At 73.6% G+C, this 17,027-nt stretch carries 17 protein-coding genes and 3 pseudogenes; 3 read left to right on the top strand and 17 right to left on the bottom strand.

The features are described 5' to 3' along the window. Positions 1 to 197: 197 nt before the first annotated feature. From QQK45_RS09890 to QQK45_RS09880, 3 genes and pseudogenes are all read right to left on the bottom strand, one after another. Positions 198 to 572 (bottom strand): annotated as a pseudogene (locus tag QQK45_RS09890) (ATP-binding cassette domain-containing protein); the annotation flags it as partial. A gap of 142 nt (positions 573 to 714) precedes the next feature. Further along, the gene (locus QQK45_RS09885; protein ID WP_284295003.1) at positions 715 to 1,761 is read right to left on the bottom strand and encodes a FecCD family ABC transporter permease; all 1,047 of its coding nucleotides are present in this window, start codon (positions 1,759 to 1,761) and stop codon (positions 715 to 717) included. Between the two features lie 86 nt (positions 1,762 to 1,847). Then, on the bottom strand, positions 1,848 to 3,002 hold the full coding sequence (locus QQK45_RS09880) for a heme/hemin ABC transporter substrate-binding protein (RefSeq protein ID WP_284293119.1): 1,155 nt from the start codon (positions 3,000 to 3,002) through the stop codon (positions 1,848 to 1,850). A gap of 152 nt (positions 3,003 to 3,154) precedes the next feature. On the opposite strand from QQK45_RS09880, the gene QQK45_RS09875 reads away from it, so the two are divergent. After that, positions 3,155 to 3,757, top strand: coding sequence for a nitroreductase family protein (locus tag QQK45_RS09875; protein ID WP_284293118.1), 603 nt, complete (start codon positions 3,155 to 3,157; stop codon positions 3,755 to 3,757). 99 nt (positions 3,758 to 3,856) lie between these two features. Here the strand turns inward: QQK45_RS09875 and QQK45_RS23150 are convergent, their stop codons facing one another. The 6 genes and pseudogenes from QQK45_RS23150 to QQK45_RS23585 all read right to left on the bottom strand — a co-directional run bounded on the left by QQK45_RS23150 (position 3,857) and on the right by QQK45_RS23585 (position 8,998). Continuing rightward, positions 3,857 to 4,036, bottom strand: coding sequence for an Ig-like domain-containing protein (locus tag QQK45_RS23150; protein WP_431310332.1), 180 nt, complete (start codon positions 4,034 to 4,036; stop codon positions 3,857 to 3,859). 533 nt (positions 4,037 to 4,569) lie between these two features. After that, positions 4,570 to 5,514, bottom strand: a pseudogene (locus tag QQK45_RS23145) (beta-N-acetylhexosaminidase); the annotation flags it as partial. Then, positions 5,484 to 5,831 (bottom strand): glycoside hydrolase family 20 zincin-like fold domain-containing protein, encoded by a 348-nt coding sequence (locus tag QQK45_RS23140; RefSeq protein WP_431310331.1) that lies wholly within the window; start codon positions 5,829 to 5,831, stop codon positions 5,484 to 5,486. The pseudogene QQK45_RS23145 and the gene QQK45_RS23140, both read right to left, overlap by 31 nt. A gap of 127 nt (positions 5,832 to 5,958) precedes the next feature. Beyond that, positions 5,959 to 6,303, bottom strand: coding sequence for a carbohydrate ABC transporter permease (locus QQK45_RS23135; protein WP_431310330.1), 345 nt, complete (start codon positions 6,301 to 6,303; stop codon positions 5,959 to 5,961). A 550-nt stretch (positions 6,304 to 6,853) separates the two neighbouring features. Continuing rightward, a complete protein-coding gene (locus QQK45_RS09855; protein WP_284293115.1) occupies positions 6,854 to 7,846 on the bottom strand; it encodes a carbohydrate ABC transporter permease in 993 nt (330 codons plus the stop codon). A gap of 13 nt (positions 7,847 to 7,859) precedes the next feature. After that, positions 7,860 to 8,998: pseudogene (locus QQK45_RS23585) on the bottom strand (extracellular solute-binding protein). Positions 8,999 to 9,353: 355 nt separating this feature from the next. Between QQK45_RS23585 and QQK45_RS09840 the strand changes: the two are divergent. Further along, on the top strand, positions 9,354 to 10,190 hold the full coding sequence (locus tag QQK45_RS09840; RefSeq protein WP_284293114.1) for a GntR family transcriptional regulator: 837 nt from the start codon (positions 9,354 to 9,356) through the stop codon (positions 10,188 to 10,190). Between the two features lie 24 nt (positions 10,191 to 10,214). On the opposite strand, the gene QQK45_RS09835 is transcribed toward QQK45_RS09840, so the two are convergent. The 6 genes from QQK45_RS09835 to QQK45_RS09810 form a co-directional block, all read right to left on the bottom strand. Further along, positions 10,215 to 11,384 carry a magnesium and cobalt transport protein CorA gene (locus tag QQK45_RS09835; RefSeq protein ID WP_284293113.1) on the bottom strand — a complete coding sequence of 390 codons (1,170 nt, stop codon included), beginning with the start codon at positions 11,382 to 11,384 and terminating at the stop codon, positions 10,215 to 10,217. Positions 11,385 to 11,618: 234 nt separating this feature from the next. Beyond that, the gene (locus QQK45_RS09830; RefSeq protein ID WP_284293112.1) at positions 11,619 to 11,972 is read right to left on the bottom strand and encodes a low temperature requirement protein A; all 354 of its coding nucleotides are present in this window, start codon (positions 11,970 to 11,972) and stop codon (positions 11,619 to 11,621) included. An 88-nt stretch (positions 11,973 to 12,060) separates the two neighbouring features. Beyond that, positions 12,061 to 12,786, bottom strand: a complete 726-nt coding sequence (locus QQK45_RS09825; protein ID WP_284293111.1) for a low temperature requirement protein A — start codon at positions 12,784 to 12,786, stop codon at positions 12,061 to 12,063. A gap of 9 nt (positions 12,787 to 12,795) precedes the next feature. Further along, positions 12,796 to 13,518, bottom strand: a complete 723-nt coding sequence (locus tag QQK45_RS09820) for an HAD hydrolase-like protein (RefSeq protein ID WP_284293110.1) — start codon at positions 13,516 to 13,518, stop codon at positions 12,796 to 12,798. A 41-nt stretch (positions 13,519 to 13,559) separates the two neighbouring features. Then, on the bottom strand, positions 13,560 to 14,027 hold the full coding sequence (locus tag QQK45_RS09815; RefSeq protein ID WP_284293109.1) for a hypothetical protein: 468 nt from the start codon (positions 14,025 to 14,027) through the stop codon (positions 13,560 to 13,562). A 76-nt stretch (positions 14,028 to 14,103) separates the two neighbouring features. Further along, the gene (locus QQK45_RS09810; RefSeq protein ID WP_284293108.1) at positions 14,104 to 14,688 is read right to left on the bottom strand and encodes a TetR/AcrR family transcriptional regulator; all 585 of its coding nucleotides are present in this window, start codon (positions 14,686 to 14,688) and stop codon (positions 14,104 to 14,106) included. A 61-nt stretch (positions 14,689 to 14,749) separates the two neighbouring features. Between QQK45_RS09810 and QQK45_RS09805 the strand changes: the two genes are divergently transcribed. Continuing rightward, the gene (locus tag QQK45_RS09805; protein ID WP_284293107.1) at positions 14,750 to 15,514 is read left to right on the top strand and encodes an SDR family NAD(P)-dependent oxidoreductase; all 765 of its coding nucleotides are present in this window, start codon (positions 14,750 to 14,752) and stop codon (positions 15,512 to 15,514) included. A 26-nt stretch (positions 15,515 to 15,540) separates the two neighbouring features. Here the strand turns inward: QQK45_RS09805 and QQK45_RS09800 are convergent, their stop codons facing one another. Both QQK45_RS09800 and QQK45_RS09795 read right to left on the bottom strand, forming a co-directional pair. Beyond that, positions 15,541 to 15,753, bottom strand: coding sequence for a hypothetical protein (locus tag QQK45_RS09800; RefSeq protein ID WP_284293106.1), 213 nt, complete (start codon positions 15,751 to 15,753; stop codon positions 15,541 to 15,543). A gap of 2 nt (positions 15,754 to 15,755) precedes the next feature. After that, a complete protein-coding gene (locus QQK45_RS09795) occupies positions 15,756 to 16,976 on the bottom strand; it encodes an MFS transporter (protein WP_284293105.1) in 1,221 nt (406 codons plus the stop codon). Positions 16,977 to 17,027: the final 51 nt, after the last annotated feature.

Here is a 17,027-nt window from a genome sequence, read left to right as displayed (position 1 = left end):
CGCTCGAGCACGACGACCCGATCGGCCCAGGCCGCGGCGAGGGACAGGTCGTGCAGCACGACGACGACGGCGTCGCCCGCCCGGGCCCGCGCGCTCGCCTGCGCGAGCACGTGCTCCTGGTGGCGGATGTCGAGGGCGGCGGTGGGCTCGTCGAGCAGCAGCAGGCGTGGCGTCTGCGCGAGGACGCGTGCGAACGACGTGCGCGCCTTCTCCCCGCCGGACAACGTGGGGAACCGTCGCTCGGCGAGGTGCAGGACGTCGGCGGTGAGAAGCGCGCGGGCGACGACCGTGTCGTCGTCCTCGGGCTCCGGCTCGCCGGGGACGCCGCCGCGCGCCCAGGGCGCGCGACCCATCCGCACGACGTCGACGACCCGGAACGGGAAGCTCAGGGTCTGCTCCTGCAGGAGCACGGCCCGGCGGCGGGCGAGCTCAGCGACCGGGAGGGACGCGACGGGCTCGGCGGCGAGGAGCTCGCGGGCGAGCGGGTCGTCGGCGGCGGCGCCCGGGACGGGCGGGAGCGTCGACATCCACGTGAGCGTGCCGGTCGTGGGCGTGACGTCGCCCGCGAGCACGCCGAGCAGCGTGGACTTGCCGGCGCCGTTCGGCCCGACGAGCGCGAGCACCTCCCCGCGCGGGCCTCGACGTCGACGCCGTCGAGGATCGTGTGCCCGTCGATGCGGTGCCCGACGCCGCGCGCGACCAGGACGGGGGCGCTCATGCCCAGCCTCCCGCGCTCTTGCGCGTGCGGCGCAGCAGCCAGAAGAAGAACGGGCCGCCGACGAGCGCGGTGAGCATCCCGATCGGCAGGTCGGCGTAGGCGACGGCGGTGCGGGCGGCCAGGTCCGCGGCGAGCAGCAGGACGGCGCCCCCGAGCGCGCTGGCCGGCACGAGCACGCGGTGCCCGGGGCCGACGATCATCCGCACGAGGTGCGGCACGACCAGCCCGACGAACGCGATGATCCCGCAGAACGCGACGGCGGCAGCGGTGAGCAGCGCGATCGCGACGATGCACACGAGTCGGAGCCGCTCGACGTCGACGCCCACGTGCCGGGCGGCACGCTCGCCGAGCGAGAGCAGGTCCAGCCGGGGCGCGAGGATCACCGCGACCGCGATCCCGACGACGACGAACGGCGCGACGATCCCGACGTACGGCCAGCGGGTCCCGTTGAGGCTGCCGAGCTGCCAGAACACGATCTGCTCGCGGGCCTGCTGGTCCGCGAGGAACGTGAAGAACGCGATCGCGGCCCCGCACACCGCGTTGACCGCGATCCCGGTGAGGACGAGCGTGACGACCTCCGTGCGCCCGTTCGAGCGCGCGAGCACGTAGACGAGGAGCGTGGTGACGAGCCCGCCGACGAACGCCGCGGTCGCCGTCGTCCACGGGCCGAGGGTCGACAGGCCGAACACGATGGTCGCGCAGGCCGCGACCGCGGCCCCCGCCGAGACGCCGATGACGCCGGGCTCGGCGAGCGGGTTGCCGAACACGCCCTGCATGAGCGCGCCACCCGTCGCGAGCGCGGCCCCCACGAGGAGCGCCATGGTGACGCGCGGGAACCGGATGGTCCACAGCACGGCGTCACCGTTGACGTGCTCGGGTGTCGGCCCGACGCCGAGGCCCAGGTGGTGCAGCACCGACCCGACGACCTGGGCGGGCGGGATGTCGAGCTGGCCGATGCCGGCGGAGAGGACCGCGAGCACGACCAGGAGCACGCCGAGCACGACGAAGAGCGCGGTCGCGCGGGCGGGGCGCGCGGGCGGCAGGACGGCCGGGCCGTCGAGCGCGCGGACGGCGTCGACGGCCTGGCGCTCGTCGAGCTTCGCGGCCGGCGCGGGCGCGGTGGGTGCGCTCACTTCGCGCTCCCCGGCGCGTAGACGGCGCGGGTGACCGCGTCGAGGACGTTCGCGGTCTCCGGACCGAAGCTCAGGATCTCGGTGTCGTCCATGTCGACGATCCGGTGATGCTTCCCGGCCGGCGTCTGCGCGACGGCGGGGAGCTTCTCGAGCAGACCGTCGACGCCGCCCACGGACTCGAGGCCCTTGGTCATCATGAGGATGACGTCGGGCGCCGCCTTGACGAGTCCCTCGTCGTTGATCGGCTTCATGCCCTTCCAGCCGATCTGGGACGCGACGTCGACGCCGCCGATCGAGTCGATGAGCGAGTCCGCGCCCGAGCCCTTGCCGAACATGTAGTAGATCCCCGCCTGTCCGCGGACGTAGAGGAAGACGATGCGGGGGCGCTCGGCGACGTCCTTCGGGACGATCGCGGCGATCTCGGCGGTCTTGGCCTTGATCTCGTTGTCGGTGCGCTCCGCGAGCGCGTCACCCTGCTCGGGGACTCCCAGGGCGTCGGCGACCTCGTGGACGAGCGTGCCCACGTTGTCGAGGTTGCGCTTGGAGTCGACGACGACGACCGGGATGCCCGCGTCGCGCATCTGCAGGACGACGTCCCACGGGCCGAGCGACGTGTCCGTGATGATGACGGTCGGCGCGAGCTCGAGGATCGCCTCGGCGTTCAGGTCGTGCCCGTTCTGGGTGACCAGCGGCTTGTCCTTGATGCCGTCGAACGCGGACGACACGTCCCGGCCGACCACGCGATCTCCCAGGCCCAGGTCGTAGACGATGCGCGACGTCGAGCCGTACAGGTCGAGTGCCAGGATGCGGCTCGTGTCGGTCACGGTGACCTTGGTCCCCTGCGCGTCGGTGACGGTCGCGGGCAGCGTCGCCTTCGGGTCCTTCGCGACCGGGTCGACGGCGTTCTTCGCGAGCCGCGCCGTGCTCGGGCCGGTGAGGTCGCGCGGGTGGGCCACGACGTCGAGCTTGCTGAGCGGGGTCGTGTCGACCACTCCGCCGTCGTCGGAGCCGCTGGTGCCCGACGCGCCGGCGAGCGAGCAGCCGGTGACCGCGAGCGCCGTGACGAGGAGCGCGGCGAGCGAGGCGACGACGCGCGGTCCTCGCTGACGGGACGCCGGGCGGCGACGGACGGGCGGCTGCGGTGCGGGCATGGCGGGGCTCGGGCTCCTCGGACGGGGTGCCCGGCATCCACGGCCAGGCGGTAAGTCTCGCCTAACCTAAGTGAGGCCAGCCTTACCTGACAAGCCCGTGTCTCAGGATCTGAATGTGTGTCAGATCACGCCGACGGTGGGATGCTTCCCGCATGGAGTTCCAGGACGTCGTCGACCGCCGCCGCATGACCCGCAGCTACACGACCGAACCGGTCGACCCGGCGGTGGTCGACCGGGCGCTGCGCAACGCGGTCCGCGCCCCCAGCGCCGGCTTCAGCCAGGGCTGGGGGTTCCTGGTCCTCGACACCCCCGACGACGTCCGCCGCTACTGGGAGGCCACCGCCGACTCGGAGGACCCCGACGCGTGGCTCGAGGGCATGATGCGCGCCCCCGTCGTCGTGATCCCGTGCAGCAGCAAGAAGACGTACCTCGACCGGTACGCCGAGCCCGACAAGGGCTGGACCGACCGCGACGAGGCGCGCTGGCCGCAGCCGTTCTGGGACCTCGACACCGCGATGGCGAGCCTGCTCATCCTCCAGACCGTCGTGGACGAGGGGCTCGGGGCCCTGTTCTTCGGGATCCCGCCCGAGGCCGACGCCGCCGTGCGCGAGGCGTTCGGGATCCCCGACGACCACGACCCCGTCGGCGCCATCACCATCGGCCACCCCGCTCCGGGCGGGGCGACCGGGTCGGCCGCGCGCCGCCCACGCCGCGCGATGGACGACGTCGTCCACCGCGGCCGCTGGCAGGCGTAGGTCTATGGCGGCCCGACCGCGCGGCCGCAAAGAATAGCTGGCGATCGCGCACGATACTTTCCGCCGACGACGACGCCGACGTCGTCCACGAACCCCGCCTCAGCCGCGCGGGAGCACCCCGAACTCATGGGCGGCCGAGGCGAGCGGGATCCCCGCGGCGTCCGTCGAGCGGACGTGGACGGCGTGCCGTCCCGCCGGCAGCGCGCCGGGCGTCGTGTACACCCACTCACCCAGGGCGACGCGGTCCGCCCGGGTCCACGCGGCGCCGTCGACGCGCACCCACACGTCGGCGTCCGCCTGCCCGCTGACCTGGCCGGTGAACACGATCCGTTCGTCGTCGCGGTGATGCTGATGGTCATGGCTGGTCCTTCCGGGCTGCCCTGGTCGTCGGTCGGCGCGAACCGTTCGCGCGTCGTGGTTCGATCCAACCCCGGACCGGGCCACGCTTCCGACCACGCCGCCCCGCCCGTGCGCGGATCGCCCGACGACGTGCGCCCGGACGGCCCGGCCGTGCGTCGGGCGCCGGACCTCGTGCGCGGCCGGGGCGCCGCGTCGCGGTCAGGCGGGGCCGAGTCCCACCAGCCGACGCAGGTGCGCGTCGAGCTCGTGCCGCTCGAGCGGCGAGCCGGGGACGCCGGGGCGCTCCTGCCAGGGCCGCGGACCGTCGGCGCGCCGCAGCTCGACCCCCACGCCTCGAGCCGGCGCTCGTGGACGGCGAGCCGCTCCCGGAAGTCGTCGGGATCCGACGGCGCACCCCGCCACACGACCTCGGCGAACGCGGCTAGCCGCGGGAACACGCGGTAGTCGAGCGCGCGCGGCGAGTCGAGGTGCTCGGTCCACAGGTGCGCCTGGGCCCCCAGCAGGCGGCCCGACTCGTCGCCGGTCACGCCACGGCGCGGGTCGAACCGCAGCACCCGGTCGACGTCCGTGACGACCCCGACCGGGACGGGCTCGCGCGGGTCGTCCGACTCGCGGTAGTCGAGGTACACCTCGTCCGCGGGGGCGGCGACGACGTCGTACCCCTGGGCCAGGCCGGTCGCGACGCCGTGCGAGCCCCGCCACGACGCGACGACCGCGCCGCGCACCGGGGCACCCTCGAGCACCTCGTCCCACAGCAGGACCCGGCGACCGCGCACGCGGGCCCGTTGGGCGAGCCAGTCGAGGAGCCAGTTCTGCGCGTCGGCGTCGCGGTCCAGGCCGAGCTCGGCCCGACGCCGGACGACGTCCGGGTCCGCATGCCAGCGGACCTTGGGCGACTCGTCGCCGCCGAGAGCGAGCACCGGGCCGGGGAACTGGTCGAGGACGTCGTCGAGGATCGCGCCCACGGTCTCGACGACGTGCTCCGAGAGCCCGAGCACGTGGTCCGAGATCCCCCAGCGCGTCCACACCTCAGGCGCCACGGGGCGCCCGTCGGGGGCCCGGTCGAGCCCCGCCCCCAGCTCGGGGTACGCCGCGAGCAGCGCCTGGACGTGGCCCGGCAGGTCGATCTCGGGCACGACGGTCACGTGCCGCTCCGCGGCGTAGGCGACGATCTCGGCGACGTCCGCGCGCGTGTAGTACCCGCCGTGCGGCCTCCCGTCGTCGGGTGCGTCGTCGCCGGCGCCCACCTGCGACGCACGCCGCCACGACGCGACGGCCGTGAGCGCCGGGAACCCGTCGATCTCGAGCCGCCAGCCCTGGTCGTCGGTCAGGTGGAGCTGGAGCGTGTTGAGCCGGTGCGCCGCCATCAGGTCGACGAACCGCAGAACCTCGCGCACGGGCAGGAAGTGCCGGACGACGTCGAGCAGGACCCCGCGCCACGCGAACGCGGGCTCGTCCCGGACGGTGCCGCACGGGAGCTCCCACGGCGGCGGCACGACGACGGCCGCGCGGTACGCGTCGGGGGCAGGAGCTGGCGCAGCGCCGCGATCCCGTACGACGCCCCCGCCGGGCCGCCGGCCCGCACCTCGACCCGCTCGGGCAGGATCTCGAGGACGAACGCCTCGGGCCCGAGCGCGTCGTCGAGCCCGAGCCGGACGGTCGCGGAGAAGTGCCCGGCGGGTTCGAGGTCGAGGCCGCCGCTCGCGCCGAGCAGGCGGCGCAGCCGACGCGCCTCCCCGCGAGCGCGGGGTCGGCGTGCAGGGTGGAGCGCTCGTCGAGCACGTGGACGCCGGGCCGGGGGCGCCAGGCAAGGGGCGCCGGGACGAGCGGCGGGACGGCGCTCATCCCTTGACCGCCCCCGCCGTCAGGCCGCCGGTGACACGGTTCTGCAGGACGACGAACACCAGCAGCACGGGCAGCATGAACAGCGTCGACGCGGCCATGGTCGCGCCCCAGTCCGTCCCGAACACGTTGTTGAACGACGACAGCCAGACGGGCAGCGTGCGGCTGTCCTGGTTCTTGATGATGAGCGTGTTCGCGAACGCGAACTCGTTCCAGGCCGTGATGAACCCGAAGAGCGACGTCGAGAGCAGGCCGGGTGCGAGCAGCGGGAAGACGATGCGCCGGAACGCCGTGGCGCGCGAGCAGCCGTCGACGCGCGCCGCCTCCTCGAGCTCGACGGGGATCGCCTCGAGGAACCCCGGATCGTGAGGATCGTGAACGGCAGCGTGATGACCATGTAGATGACGAGGAGGGTCACGAGGCGGTCGAGCAGGTCGACGTCCCGGACCACGATGTACATCGGGATGAGGAGCGCCTCCCAGGGCGCCATCTGGGCCGCGAACACGACGAGCACGAAGATGCCGCGACCGCGCCAGCGCAGGCGCGCGACCGCGAACGCCGCGAGGGCGGCCACGACGAGCGCGACGAGGACCGAGCCGAGCGTCACGAACAGGCTGTTGCGCCAGAACGCCCAGAAGCCGTCGGCGTCGAGGGCCGTGCGGAAGTGGTCGAGGGTCAGGGCGCGCGGCCAGAGCGTCGGCGAGCCCGACTGCAGGTCGCGCGTCGGCTCGAGCGCCGTGCGGACCATCCAGTACACGGGGAAGACCGACGCGAGGATCGTCACGACGGCGGCCGCGGCGAGCGCGACGCGCCCGGGCCGTACCCGCCGTCGCCGGCCCGACGGCGCCCGGCCGGCGGGGGCAGTGGTGGTGGGGACGGGGGTGGTGGCGCTGGTCATCGGTCGCCCTCCTGACGCAAGGTCTGACGGAAGTACACGAGGAGCAGCAGGGTGAGCATCACGACCGTCACGACCGAGATCGCCCCCGAGAGCCCGTAGCGGTGGAGCGACTGGGCCACCTGGTAGGCATAGACCGGCAAGGTGGTGGTCGCGTCGTCGGGCCCGCCCTGGGTGATCGCCCAGATCTGGGCGAACGCCTTGAACACCCAGATCACCTCGAGCGAGGTGATGAGCCCGAACAGCGGCCGCAGGATCGGGAACGTCACCGACCGGAACAGCCGGAACCCGGACGCGCCGTCGATCCTGGCCGCCTCGAACAGCTCGTGCGGCACGGTCGTGAGGCCCGCGTAGAGGGTGAGCGCGGCGAAGGGCACGGACTGCCAGACGATCAGCAGCACGAGCATCGCGAACGCGGCGGTGCCGTGGGCGAGCCACGAGTAGCCGTCGAACCGGTCCAGACCGAGCCCGACGAGCGCCCAGTTCACCACCCCGCGCTGCGACTGGAAGAGCCACTGCCAGATGGTCGTCGCCGCGATGATCGGGGTCGCCCACACGACGACGAGGCCCGCCATCACGGAGAACCGCAGGACGCGGCCGAGCGCGCCGATCATGAGCGCTACGAGCGTCGACAGCACCATGATCAGGACCACGTTGATCGCCGTGAAGACGAGCGTCCGCACCACGACACCCCAGAACGTGCCGTCGGAGAGCAGCTCGGTGTAGTTGTCGAGCCCGACGAACCCGGCTCCCCCACGGATCAGCTCGCGCAGGCCGTAGTCCTGGAACGACATCACGACGTTGCGGACGACGGGGTACCCGAGCACGACGGCGATCGCGACGACCGCCGGCGCGATCAGCAGGTAGGGCCAGGGGCTCGGACCCCGCCGCGGGACGGACGACCCGGCGCCCGTCGCCGCCGGGGCGGGCCCGGAGGCCCGCCCCTCGGTGAGGAGGGGGTCGCGGGGAGCGGGAGACGCCGCACCTCCCACGACCCCCTCCAGCTCAGCTCGACGCATTGAGCGTCTTCGCGATGGAGTCGGACGCGGCCTTGCCGGCGACGGCCGGGTCCGCCCCCGTCAGCACCTGCGTCATGTAGTTCTTGATCGGGTTGTTCGCCTCGACCGCAGCCCAGTTGGGCGAGTTGGGCGTCGCGTGGCCGTTGGCCGCGCCGACGGCCATGGCGGCCGCGCCGGGGTCGCTCGCGAGGGCGTCCGCGAGCGTGGTCTTGTTCGGCACGTAGCTCATCGCGACGGCGAGCTTCTTCTGCCACTCGTCGCCCGTGAGCTCCTTGATGAACGTGTACGCCTGGTCGGGGTTCGCCGCCGCGGTCGGGATCACCAGGTCGGAGCCTCCCGTGAAGACGGCGCCGGGCTGGTCCGCCCTCTTGCCGGGGATCGGGAAGAAGCCGATCTTGTCCTTCATGGCGGCGTTCGCGGCGGTGACCTGGGCTGCGGCTCCCGGTGTCGCGATCATCTGCGCGACCTTCCCGCCCGCGAACACGTCGATCTGCGGCGGGTGCTGCTCGTCGGCGTCCTTGGGGCCCTTGCCGAGCTTCTGGAGCTTCCCGTAGAAGTCGATCGCTGCGGCCGCGGCCGGGGTGTCGAGCCCGCCCTTCCAGGTGCCGCCGTCCTGCGTCGCGAGCTCGCCGCCCTCGTCCCAGAGGAAGCCGGCGAAGGTGTACCAGTTCTGGCCGGCCAGGTAGATGCCCTGGTTGCCGCCGGCGTCGAGCTTGGTGGTGTCCTGGAGCCACTCGTCGCGGGTCTTCGGGGGTCGGTGATCCCGGCCTTCGCGAAGAGGTCCTTGTTGTAGAGCACCACGCGGTTCGCCGCGTAGTACGGGATGCCGTACTGCTTGCCGTCGATCTTGCCGGGCTCGGCGAGCCCGGGGATCCAGTCGGAGCCGCCGAGGTCGGACACCTTGTCGGTCAGGTCCCCGAGCCCGCCGCTCGCGGCGTACTGGGCGACCTGCGTGTTGCCGACCTCGATCACGTCGGGGGCGTCGTCGCTGGCCAGCGCCGAGATGATCTTCTGCCCGATGCCGTCCCACTCCTGCACCTGGACGTCGACCTTGACGTCCGGGTGAGCCTGCTCGAACCCCGCGACGAACTCCTGCTGGAACGCGTCGGAGATGCTGTCTCGCATGAGCCAGACGTCGATCGTCGTGGCGCCCTTCGTGCTCGTGCCCGGGTCGTCCGAGCCTCCGTCGGACGAACAGGCCGCGACGGTCAGGGCCAGGGCCGCTGCCGTCGCCGCGGCCGTGCCCGCGGTGCGGAACTTCCTCATGGTTCACCTCGCCTCGTTGTTTACCAGTTGGTCAACTGGTAAGTGAGAGTGAAGATGGCACGCCGCGCGACGCGGCGTCAAGAGGTTCCGGTGGTCGTGATCAGAACGAGATTCCGCGGTCATCGGCCCGAAGCGATCCGAGTCGAGCCGCAGACCGCAGCGAGGGTGGCATACTCACCAGTGGTCAGTTCTGTGGCAACCAGGAGGAGCACGCGTGCCCGACAGCCCCGCCGCGCCCACCCGCAAGCGCGAGCTCGTGCGCGACCACATCCTCGAGCTCGTCGAGTCCCAGCCCGCCGGCCACCCCCTGCCGTCGGAGCGCGACCTGTCGCACCAGCTCGGCGTCTCGCGCCCGACCCTGCGCGCCGCCGTCGACGAGCTCGTCGGGGCGGGCCTCGTCGTCCGCGAGCACGGGCGCGGCATGTTCGTCGCGCGTGCGAAGGTCACGCAGGAGCTCGTCGCGCACGACACCGTGGCCGAGGTCCCGCGTGCGGGCGGCACCTGGTCGAGCCGCGTCCTCGACCTGGGCACCCAGCCCGCCGGACCGCGCGTCGGGCGGCGCCTGCACCTGTCGCCGTCGGCGACCGTCGTCCACGTCGCGCGGCTCCGGCTGGTGGACGGCGAGCCGATCGCGATCGAGTACCTCTACCTGCCGGCCGAGGTCGTCCCGGACCTCGACCCCGCCGACGTCGAGTCGGGCGACTTCTACGAGCACCTCGCCGCGCACCACGGCGTGCGCGTGGCCAGCGCGACCCAGGCGATGGAGGCGACCGTGACGAGCGAGGAGGAGGCCCGCATCATGGGCGTGCCACCGTTCTCCGCCGCGCTGATGTTCGAGCGCCTCACGCTCGACGACGCCGGCCGGCCCGTCGAGTACGTGCACTCGGTCTACCGGGGCGACCGGTACCGGATCGTCTCGCGGCTCTCGCTCGCCGAGGTGCGCACCGGCGAGCCGACCGAGACTCCGAGCCGGACGACGGGTCACTACCCGGGCATGCCCGCCAGCGACACCTCGGTCGCGTACGTCACGCGCGGCGAGGTCCAGCGCTGAGCCGGGCCCGCGCCGTCGGGCAGGTCAGATCCAGCGCCTCGCCTTGAACACGCCCCACAGCCCGACGCTCACGAACGCCATGGCGACCAGCGCCAGCGGGTAGCCGTAGTGCCAGCCCAGCTCGGGCATGTCGTCGAAGTTCATGCCGTAGACCGTCCCCACGAGCGTCGGCGCGAACAGGATGGCTGCCCATGCGGAGATCTTCTTGACCTCCTCGTTCTGGGCGTTGCTCGCCTCCGACAGGGCCCGCATCTCCTCGTTCTGCCGCTGCGACACGAGGGTCGCGTTCACGGTGAGGATGTCCCGCAGCGCGACGCGGAAGCTGTCGATGCGCTCGGCGACCTCGGTCGCGTGGTCGGCGACGTCGCGCAGGTAGCTCTGCAGCTCCTCGTCGATCTGGTACTTGTCGAACCCGGCGCGCAGGGCCGTGAGGATCTGACGCAGCGGCCGCACGGCCCGCTGGAACTCGACGACCTCGCGGGACAGCTCGTAGATGCGCCGCGACACCGACGCGTCCCCGCGGAACACCTCGGTCTCGATCTCGTCGATGTCGTTCTCGAGCCCCGCGACCACGGGCGCGTAGCCGTCGACGACAGCGTCCAGGATCGCGTAGAGCACGGCCTCCGGGCCGCGGGCCAGCATCGACGGGTCCGCCTCGGTACGGCGGCGCACCGCCGTGAGGTTGGGCGACTCCGCGTGCCGGACGGTCACCACGAAGTCCGGCCCGACGAACACGTGCAGCTCGCCGAACTCGACCTCCTCGGTCGCGTCCACGTAGCGGGCGGCCCGCAGGACGACGAACAGCGTGTTCCCGTACCGCTCCAGCTTGGGGCGCTGGTGGGCGACGATCGCGTCCTCGACCGCCAGCTCGTGCAGGTCGAACTCGACCGCGAGCCGGGTCAGGTCGTGCTCGCTCGGCCGGTACAGGCCGATCCAGGCCATCGCGTCGTCCTCGGCGCGCAGCGCGCGGAACGTGTCCGCGAGCGACGCGGGGGTCGCGACACGGCGGCCCTGCACGTAGATCGCGGAGTCGACGATGCTCGAGCCGGGCTCGGTCGCGGGGAGGGCGCCGTCGGGCACGGGCAGGGCGGGGAGGCCGCCGCGGCGGCTGCGGGCGACGTCGGCGTCACGGCGCGTCAGCAGGTGCGGGCGGCGGGCGAGGGTGGCGAGACGGGTGATCGAACGGTCGGTCATGACGGGCTCCGGGACAGCGCTGGCGCACCGTCGAGCACACGGGTGCTGCGGCTCAGGGGCCCGCGGCGCCGGGCGCGCGCGGGTCGTCAGCCGCGCGCGAGGCGTGCGGGACGGTGCTGGAGGTGCAGGGACACACCGCGGCTCAGGCCGCGGGAGCGACTATCACTGGGAGGTTCGCTGCGCATGGCGGTCCTCCTCGCTCAGCACGCGTCGCGTGCGGTGTCGGTGCTGCTGTCAGCCCTGACCGGGCCGTCGTCCAGGATAACGCCGTTCGCCGCCGATCGCGGCCACCACGACGAGCGCGAGGACCACGAGCTGCACCGCGAGCGACGTCAGGCGTGCGAGCGGGACCGTCGCCAGGCAGACCGCCGCCGCGACCACCCGCCACGCCCACGGACCCAGGCGGAGCGTGCGGCGGTAGTCGGCATCGCCGACGAGGAACGCCGCCGTGCCCCCGGCGACGAGCCACGCCGCGGCGACGTCGGGCGGCTCGAACGGCTCGCCCGCCGCCAGGTGCAGCCCCGCCCCCAGGCCGATGAGCCCGAGCAGCATGAGCAGGTGGTCGACGTAGAACGCGTGCAGCGCCACGGACGTGCGCCGCAGAGGGGCGCCGCGCCGAACGCGTGCTCGGCACGCTCGTCGTCGCCGGAGAAGTAGCACCACCAGAGCGACCCGATCACCGCGACCGCGAGGACGATCGCCACGACCGCCTGCCCGCCCAGCCCGTGCTCCCCGACGTCCGCACCACGGACACGACCGACTCGCCCAGCGCGATGATCACGAGGAGTCCGTGGCGCTCGACGAAGTGGCTCGCGGTCAGGTCGAACGGGCTCCGACGGGCGATCGACGACGCGACGAGGATCAGCGCCACCGGGAGGAGCGCCAGCGCCCAGCGCGCGGCGTCGCGGCCCTCACCGAGCAGCGCGGCGACGAGGAACGGCACCCCGATCAGGACGTTGAGGGGCGCGACGCAGAGAAGCACGGCCGTCGTCCCGGCCCCGCCCCTGGCCAGGTAGAGGCTCCCGTGGATCGCGGCGACGACCATGAACGCGACCGCGAACGGGACGCCGCCGGGCTCGAGCGCGTCCGGGAGCCCGACCGAGAGCACGAGGAAACCGGCCATCGCGCCGATGAGGAGCAGGCGCACCGCGGCGGTGTCACGGACCGCCTGGTTGGTGAGCCACGCGAACGCGTCGTACATCCACCACACGGCCACCATGACGAGCACGACCCGCCCGATCGTCGGCCAGGTCGGGTCCTCCGCCACGACGTGGGCGACCTGGCTCACCGTGAAGACGAAGACGAGGTCGAGCAGGAGCTCGAGCGTCGAGACGCGCGAGGCGGCGCGACCGGGACCGACAGCCCGCGCGACCGGGCCGGGCGACGCTCCACCGGTGCTCACGCGAGCAGGCTACGGGGCGCCGAGCAGCAGGTCTGTGAGCTCGCGCGGCGTGTGCACGACGGCGACCGCGCCCGCGGCCTCGAGCTCGCCGGGTTCCGCGTAGCCCCAGGCCACGCCGACGGTGGCGATCCCGTGGCGGCCCGCACCGAGGACGTCGTGCTCGCGGTCGCCGACCATGACGGTCGTCGCTGGTCGCGCGACGACGCCGCGCTCGGCGAGGCTCGCGAGCGCGTGCGCGACGACCTCCGCCTTGCCCGCACGCGTGCCCAGGTCGGTGTCCGCGCCGAACACCCCGTCGAGGCCGTGGGTCAGGTGGGCGTCGAGGCCGAAGTGCTCGGCGATCTGCCGCGCGTAGACCTCGGGCTTGGAGGTCGCGACGGCGAGCACCGCGCCGGCGTCGCGCAGCGCGTCCATCGCTTCCTCGATGCCCGGGAAGACCGCGTTGTCGAACATGCCGCCCGCCGTGAAGTGGCGGCGGTACGTGGTCACGAGCTCGTCCACCCGGTCGGCCGGCGCCCCGCTCGCCCGGAGCATGCCCGGCAGGGGCGGGCCGACGAACCGGCGCAGGGCTGCGTCGTCGGGCACGGGGAGGCCGGCCTCGGTGAGTGCCGCGCGGAGCGAGCCGACGATGCCGGGCGCCGAGTCGGTGAGGGTGCCGTCCAGGTCCAGGAGGACGACGCCGGGCGGCAGGGCGGGCAGGTCGAGCGACGAGGCCGGGGCAGGTACGGTCACGGTCGGAAGGCTACGGGTTCGGCGCGCGGAGCCGTACGCCGCTAACCCGCGGACGCGGTCGAGCTGTGGCTCCGGCGCCGCTCGGAGGCCTCGACGACCCCGAGGAGGAACGCCTGGTCCTGCAGCGGGACGTCGGGCGGGACGACGAGGGAGAACCGGTTCGTCATCGTCCCCGCACGCCGGGCCTCGCCGATCTGGACGCCGCCGCGCAGCACCTGGAACGCGGTCGAGAACAAGCCCTGCTTGAGCTCGTAGCGGGCCGCAGGCGTCGCGACGTCCCAGGTGTAGCTGAAGAAGGACCGCCGGGTCGCCCAGAGCTGGAACGGCGTCGGCGAACCGACCGGGCCCGTGCCGAGGATCCCGCCGCCGGGCTGCCTCGCGTACTCCCATGTCTCGGTCCCGAGGTGGACGGTCGTCCGCTCGCGGAACGTCCCGGTTTCGAACCGGCCCACGGTCGTCCCGTCCAGCACCAGCTCCTGGTTGCCCCAGCTCCTGCCCCACGTCAGCATCTGGGCACGCTAGCAGCCGCGAGCCGCCAGCCTCGACGGGGAGCGCTCCCCACGAGCGCGCAGCCGCGGGCGCCGGTCAGGAGGCGCGCAGGTGGTCGAGCAGCACGTCGAGCGCGGCCTCGAGGTGCGCCGTCTCGCCCGTGGTCCGCAGCAGGAGGACGCCGCCCTGGATCCCTGCGACGAGCGCGGCGGCGGTCCGCTCGGGCGAGAGGTCGGCGCGCACGTCGCCGGTGGCCTGCATCGCTCGGATGCCGTCGGCGAGGTGTCCCTGCCAGCGGCCCACGAGGGTGCGGGCGACGTCGGCGGCGCCGGGCACCCCGCCGACCTGGCCCATGAGGGCGTTGAGCGGGCACCGCGTCCCCTGGGCGCGGTAGCGGGCGACGACGGCGTCCCGCCAGCGCTCCCACGACGCCCACGTCGTGAGGTCGCCGAGGTAGGGCTGCTGGTCGTCGAGGACGCGGTCCGCCTCGAGCCGGACGACGGCGAGCAGCAGCTCGTCCTTCCCGTCCGGGAAGTAGTGGAAGAGCTGGCCCTTGCTGGTGCCGGTGAGGGCGCGGACGTCGTCGAGCGTGATCTCGCCGTCGTCCGTGCCGCGCAGGTAGTCGGCGGCGCCCTCGACGATGCGGGCACGGGTGGCGAGGCCTTTCGCTGTCAGCGACATGGAAGCAGCGTAGGCAGTTCTGGACTTGAGAGTCCATTTTCATGCTCCTACCGTCGCAGCCATGACACAGCGACTGCAGGGCCGGACGGCCCTCGTGACAGGTTCCACCAGCAACATCGGGCGCGCGATCGCCACCGCCCTCGCGGCCGAGGGCGCGCACGTCGCCGTCTCCGGGCGCGACGAGGACCGTGGCCGCTCCGTCGTCGACGTCATCCGCGCCGCGGGCGGCACCGCGGACTTCGTGCGCGCCGACCTCGACGGATCGTCCGCGGCCAGCCGCGAGCTCGCCGAGCGGGCGCTCGACGTCCTCGGCGGACGGGTCGACGTCCTCGTCAACAACGCCGGCATCTTCCCGCTCCACAGCACCGCCGACGCCGACGACGCCCTCGTCGACCGCGTCCTCGCCGTCAACGTCAAGGCGCCGTTCTTCCTCACCCAGGCACTCGTGCCCTCCATGGCCGCCTCGGGCGGTGGCGTCATCATCAACCTGGGGTCGTGGGTCGCGCGGCTCGCCCTGCCCTCGAGCCCCGTCTACGCGTCGTCGAAGGGCGCCGTGGAGACCCTGACCCGCGCCTGGTCGGCCGAGCTCGCACCGCAGAACATCCGCGTCAACGCGGTCTCCCCGGGCGTCGTCCGCGCCGACGAGCCCGACGGCCCCGACGCGCTCGAGGCGATCATGTCGGGCACCCCGGCGGGGGCGACCGGCCGCCCCGAAGCCATCGCGGCGGCGGCCGTCTACCTCGCGTCCGACGACGCCGCGTTCGTCCACGGCACCGTGCTCGACGTCGACGGCGGCCGGACGGGCGTCGCGGTCGTCGCCGCCTGAGCCGCGCCGCCCGGCCGCCGTCGACCTCACGCGGCGGCGACGACCGGGCCCGCCTCGACGTGGGCGCTGCGACCGGGCAGGCGGAGCGCGACAGCGACCAGCACGGCGGCAGCGAGGCAGACGAGGCCGTTCACCCCGACCGCTGCCCTGATCCCGGGGAGCAGCCCGCGGGCGGCCTGGCTGCTGCTGACCGCGGACATGACCGGCGTCCCGAGGGCGATGCCGACCTGCTGGCTCATGGTCACCAGCCCGGTCGCGAGCCCCTGCTGCGCGTCGGGCAGGCCTGACGTCGAGGCGACGACGTAACCGACGATCGCGACGAGGTTCGCGACCCCGCCCAGGAACGCGAGCGCCAGCAGGGGACGACCCATGCCCGGCTGTCCCCGACGAAGGCCAGCGGGATCGTCGCGAGCGCCTGCACCCCGAAGCCTGCGACGATCGCTCGCTTCGCGTCGGTGCGGGCGATGACCCGCGACGCCAGCAGCCCGCCCACAACCGTCCCGGTCCCGAGGACGCCGAACGAGAGACCCGCGGCCAACGGCGGCAGGCCCAGGACGTCCTGGAGATAGAGGGTGAGGGGGAACACGAGCGACGTCTCGGTCGCGAACGCGAGGAGACCGGCGACGTTGCCCCAGGCCACGTGACGCTCGGCGAGCACCTTCAGGGCGATCAGAGGCTCGGACACCCGCCACTCCACCAGCCAGAAGAGCACGAGGAGCACGGCCGCCGCGGCGAGGCCCGCCCAGACGACGGGGCTCGTCCACCCGCTCGCGCCGGCCGTGGTGGCCGCGCACACGATGGCGACGAGCGCCAGGCTGACCGTCGCCGCGCCCGCCAGGTCGACGCGCGGCCGACGCTCCGACCGGTTCTCGCGCAGCACGGCGGGTGCGACGGCCAGCACGACGACCGCGACGGCGACGTTGACGAAGAACGCCCACCTCCAGCTGAGGACGCCGGTGAGCACGCCGCCCAGGATCGCGCCCGTCGTGAAGCCCGCCGCCATCAACGAGCCGTTGAGGCCCAGTGCGCGGTCACGGGAGGGCCCTTCGGGGAACGTCGTGGTCAGTAGCGAGAGGGCCGACGGGGTGACCATCGCGGTGGCGGTGCCCTGCGCGGCCCGCGCGGCCAGGAGCGTCGCGGGGTCGCCGGCGAGACCGCCGCACAGGGACGCCGCGCCGAGGAGGGCCATGCCGACCAGGAACAGGCACCGGCGGCCCACGCGGTCCGAGACCCGGCCGAACAGGAGGGTGAGCCCCGCTGCGCACAGCGCGTAGGTCGTCGAGATCCACTGGAGGTGCTCGGTGGCGATCCCGACGTCGCGGCCGATCTGCGGCAGCGCGACGGTGAGGATCGAGAAGTCGACGGCGAGCGTGAAGGCCGCGGTCAGCAGGACGGCGAGCGCGAGTCGCTCGCGCGATGACATCCGGGCCGGTCGGGCGGGGGAGGCTGCGGTGGCGGACATGGTTTCCTTCCTGGGTCGGTCGGTCCCCACGCTGGCCCCGCCGCACCTCGG

It is taken from the genome of Luteimicrobium album, from assembly GCF_030161555.1.
GTDB lineage: Bacteria > Actinomycetota > Actinomycetes > Actinomycetales > Cellulomonadaceae > Luteimicrobium > Luteimicrobium album.
This window is presented reverse-complemented; position numbering and strand designations above follow the sequence as displayed.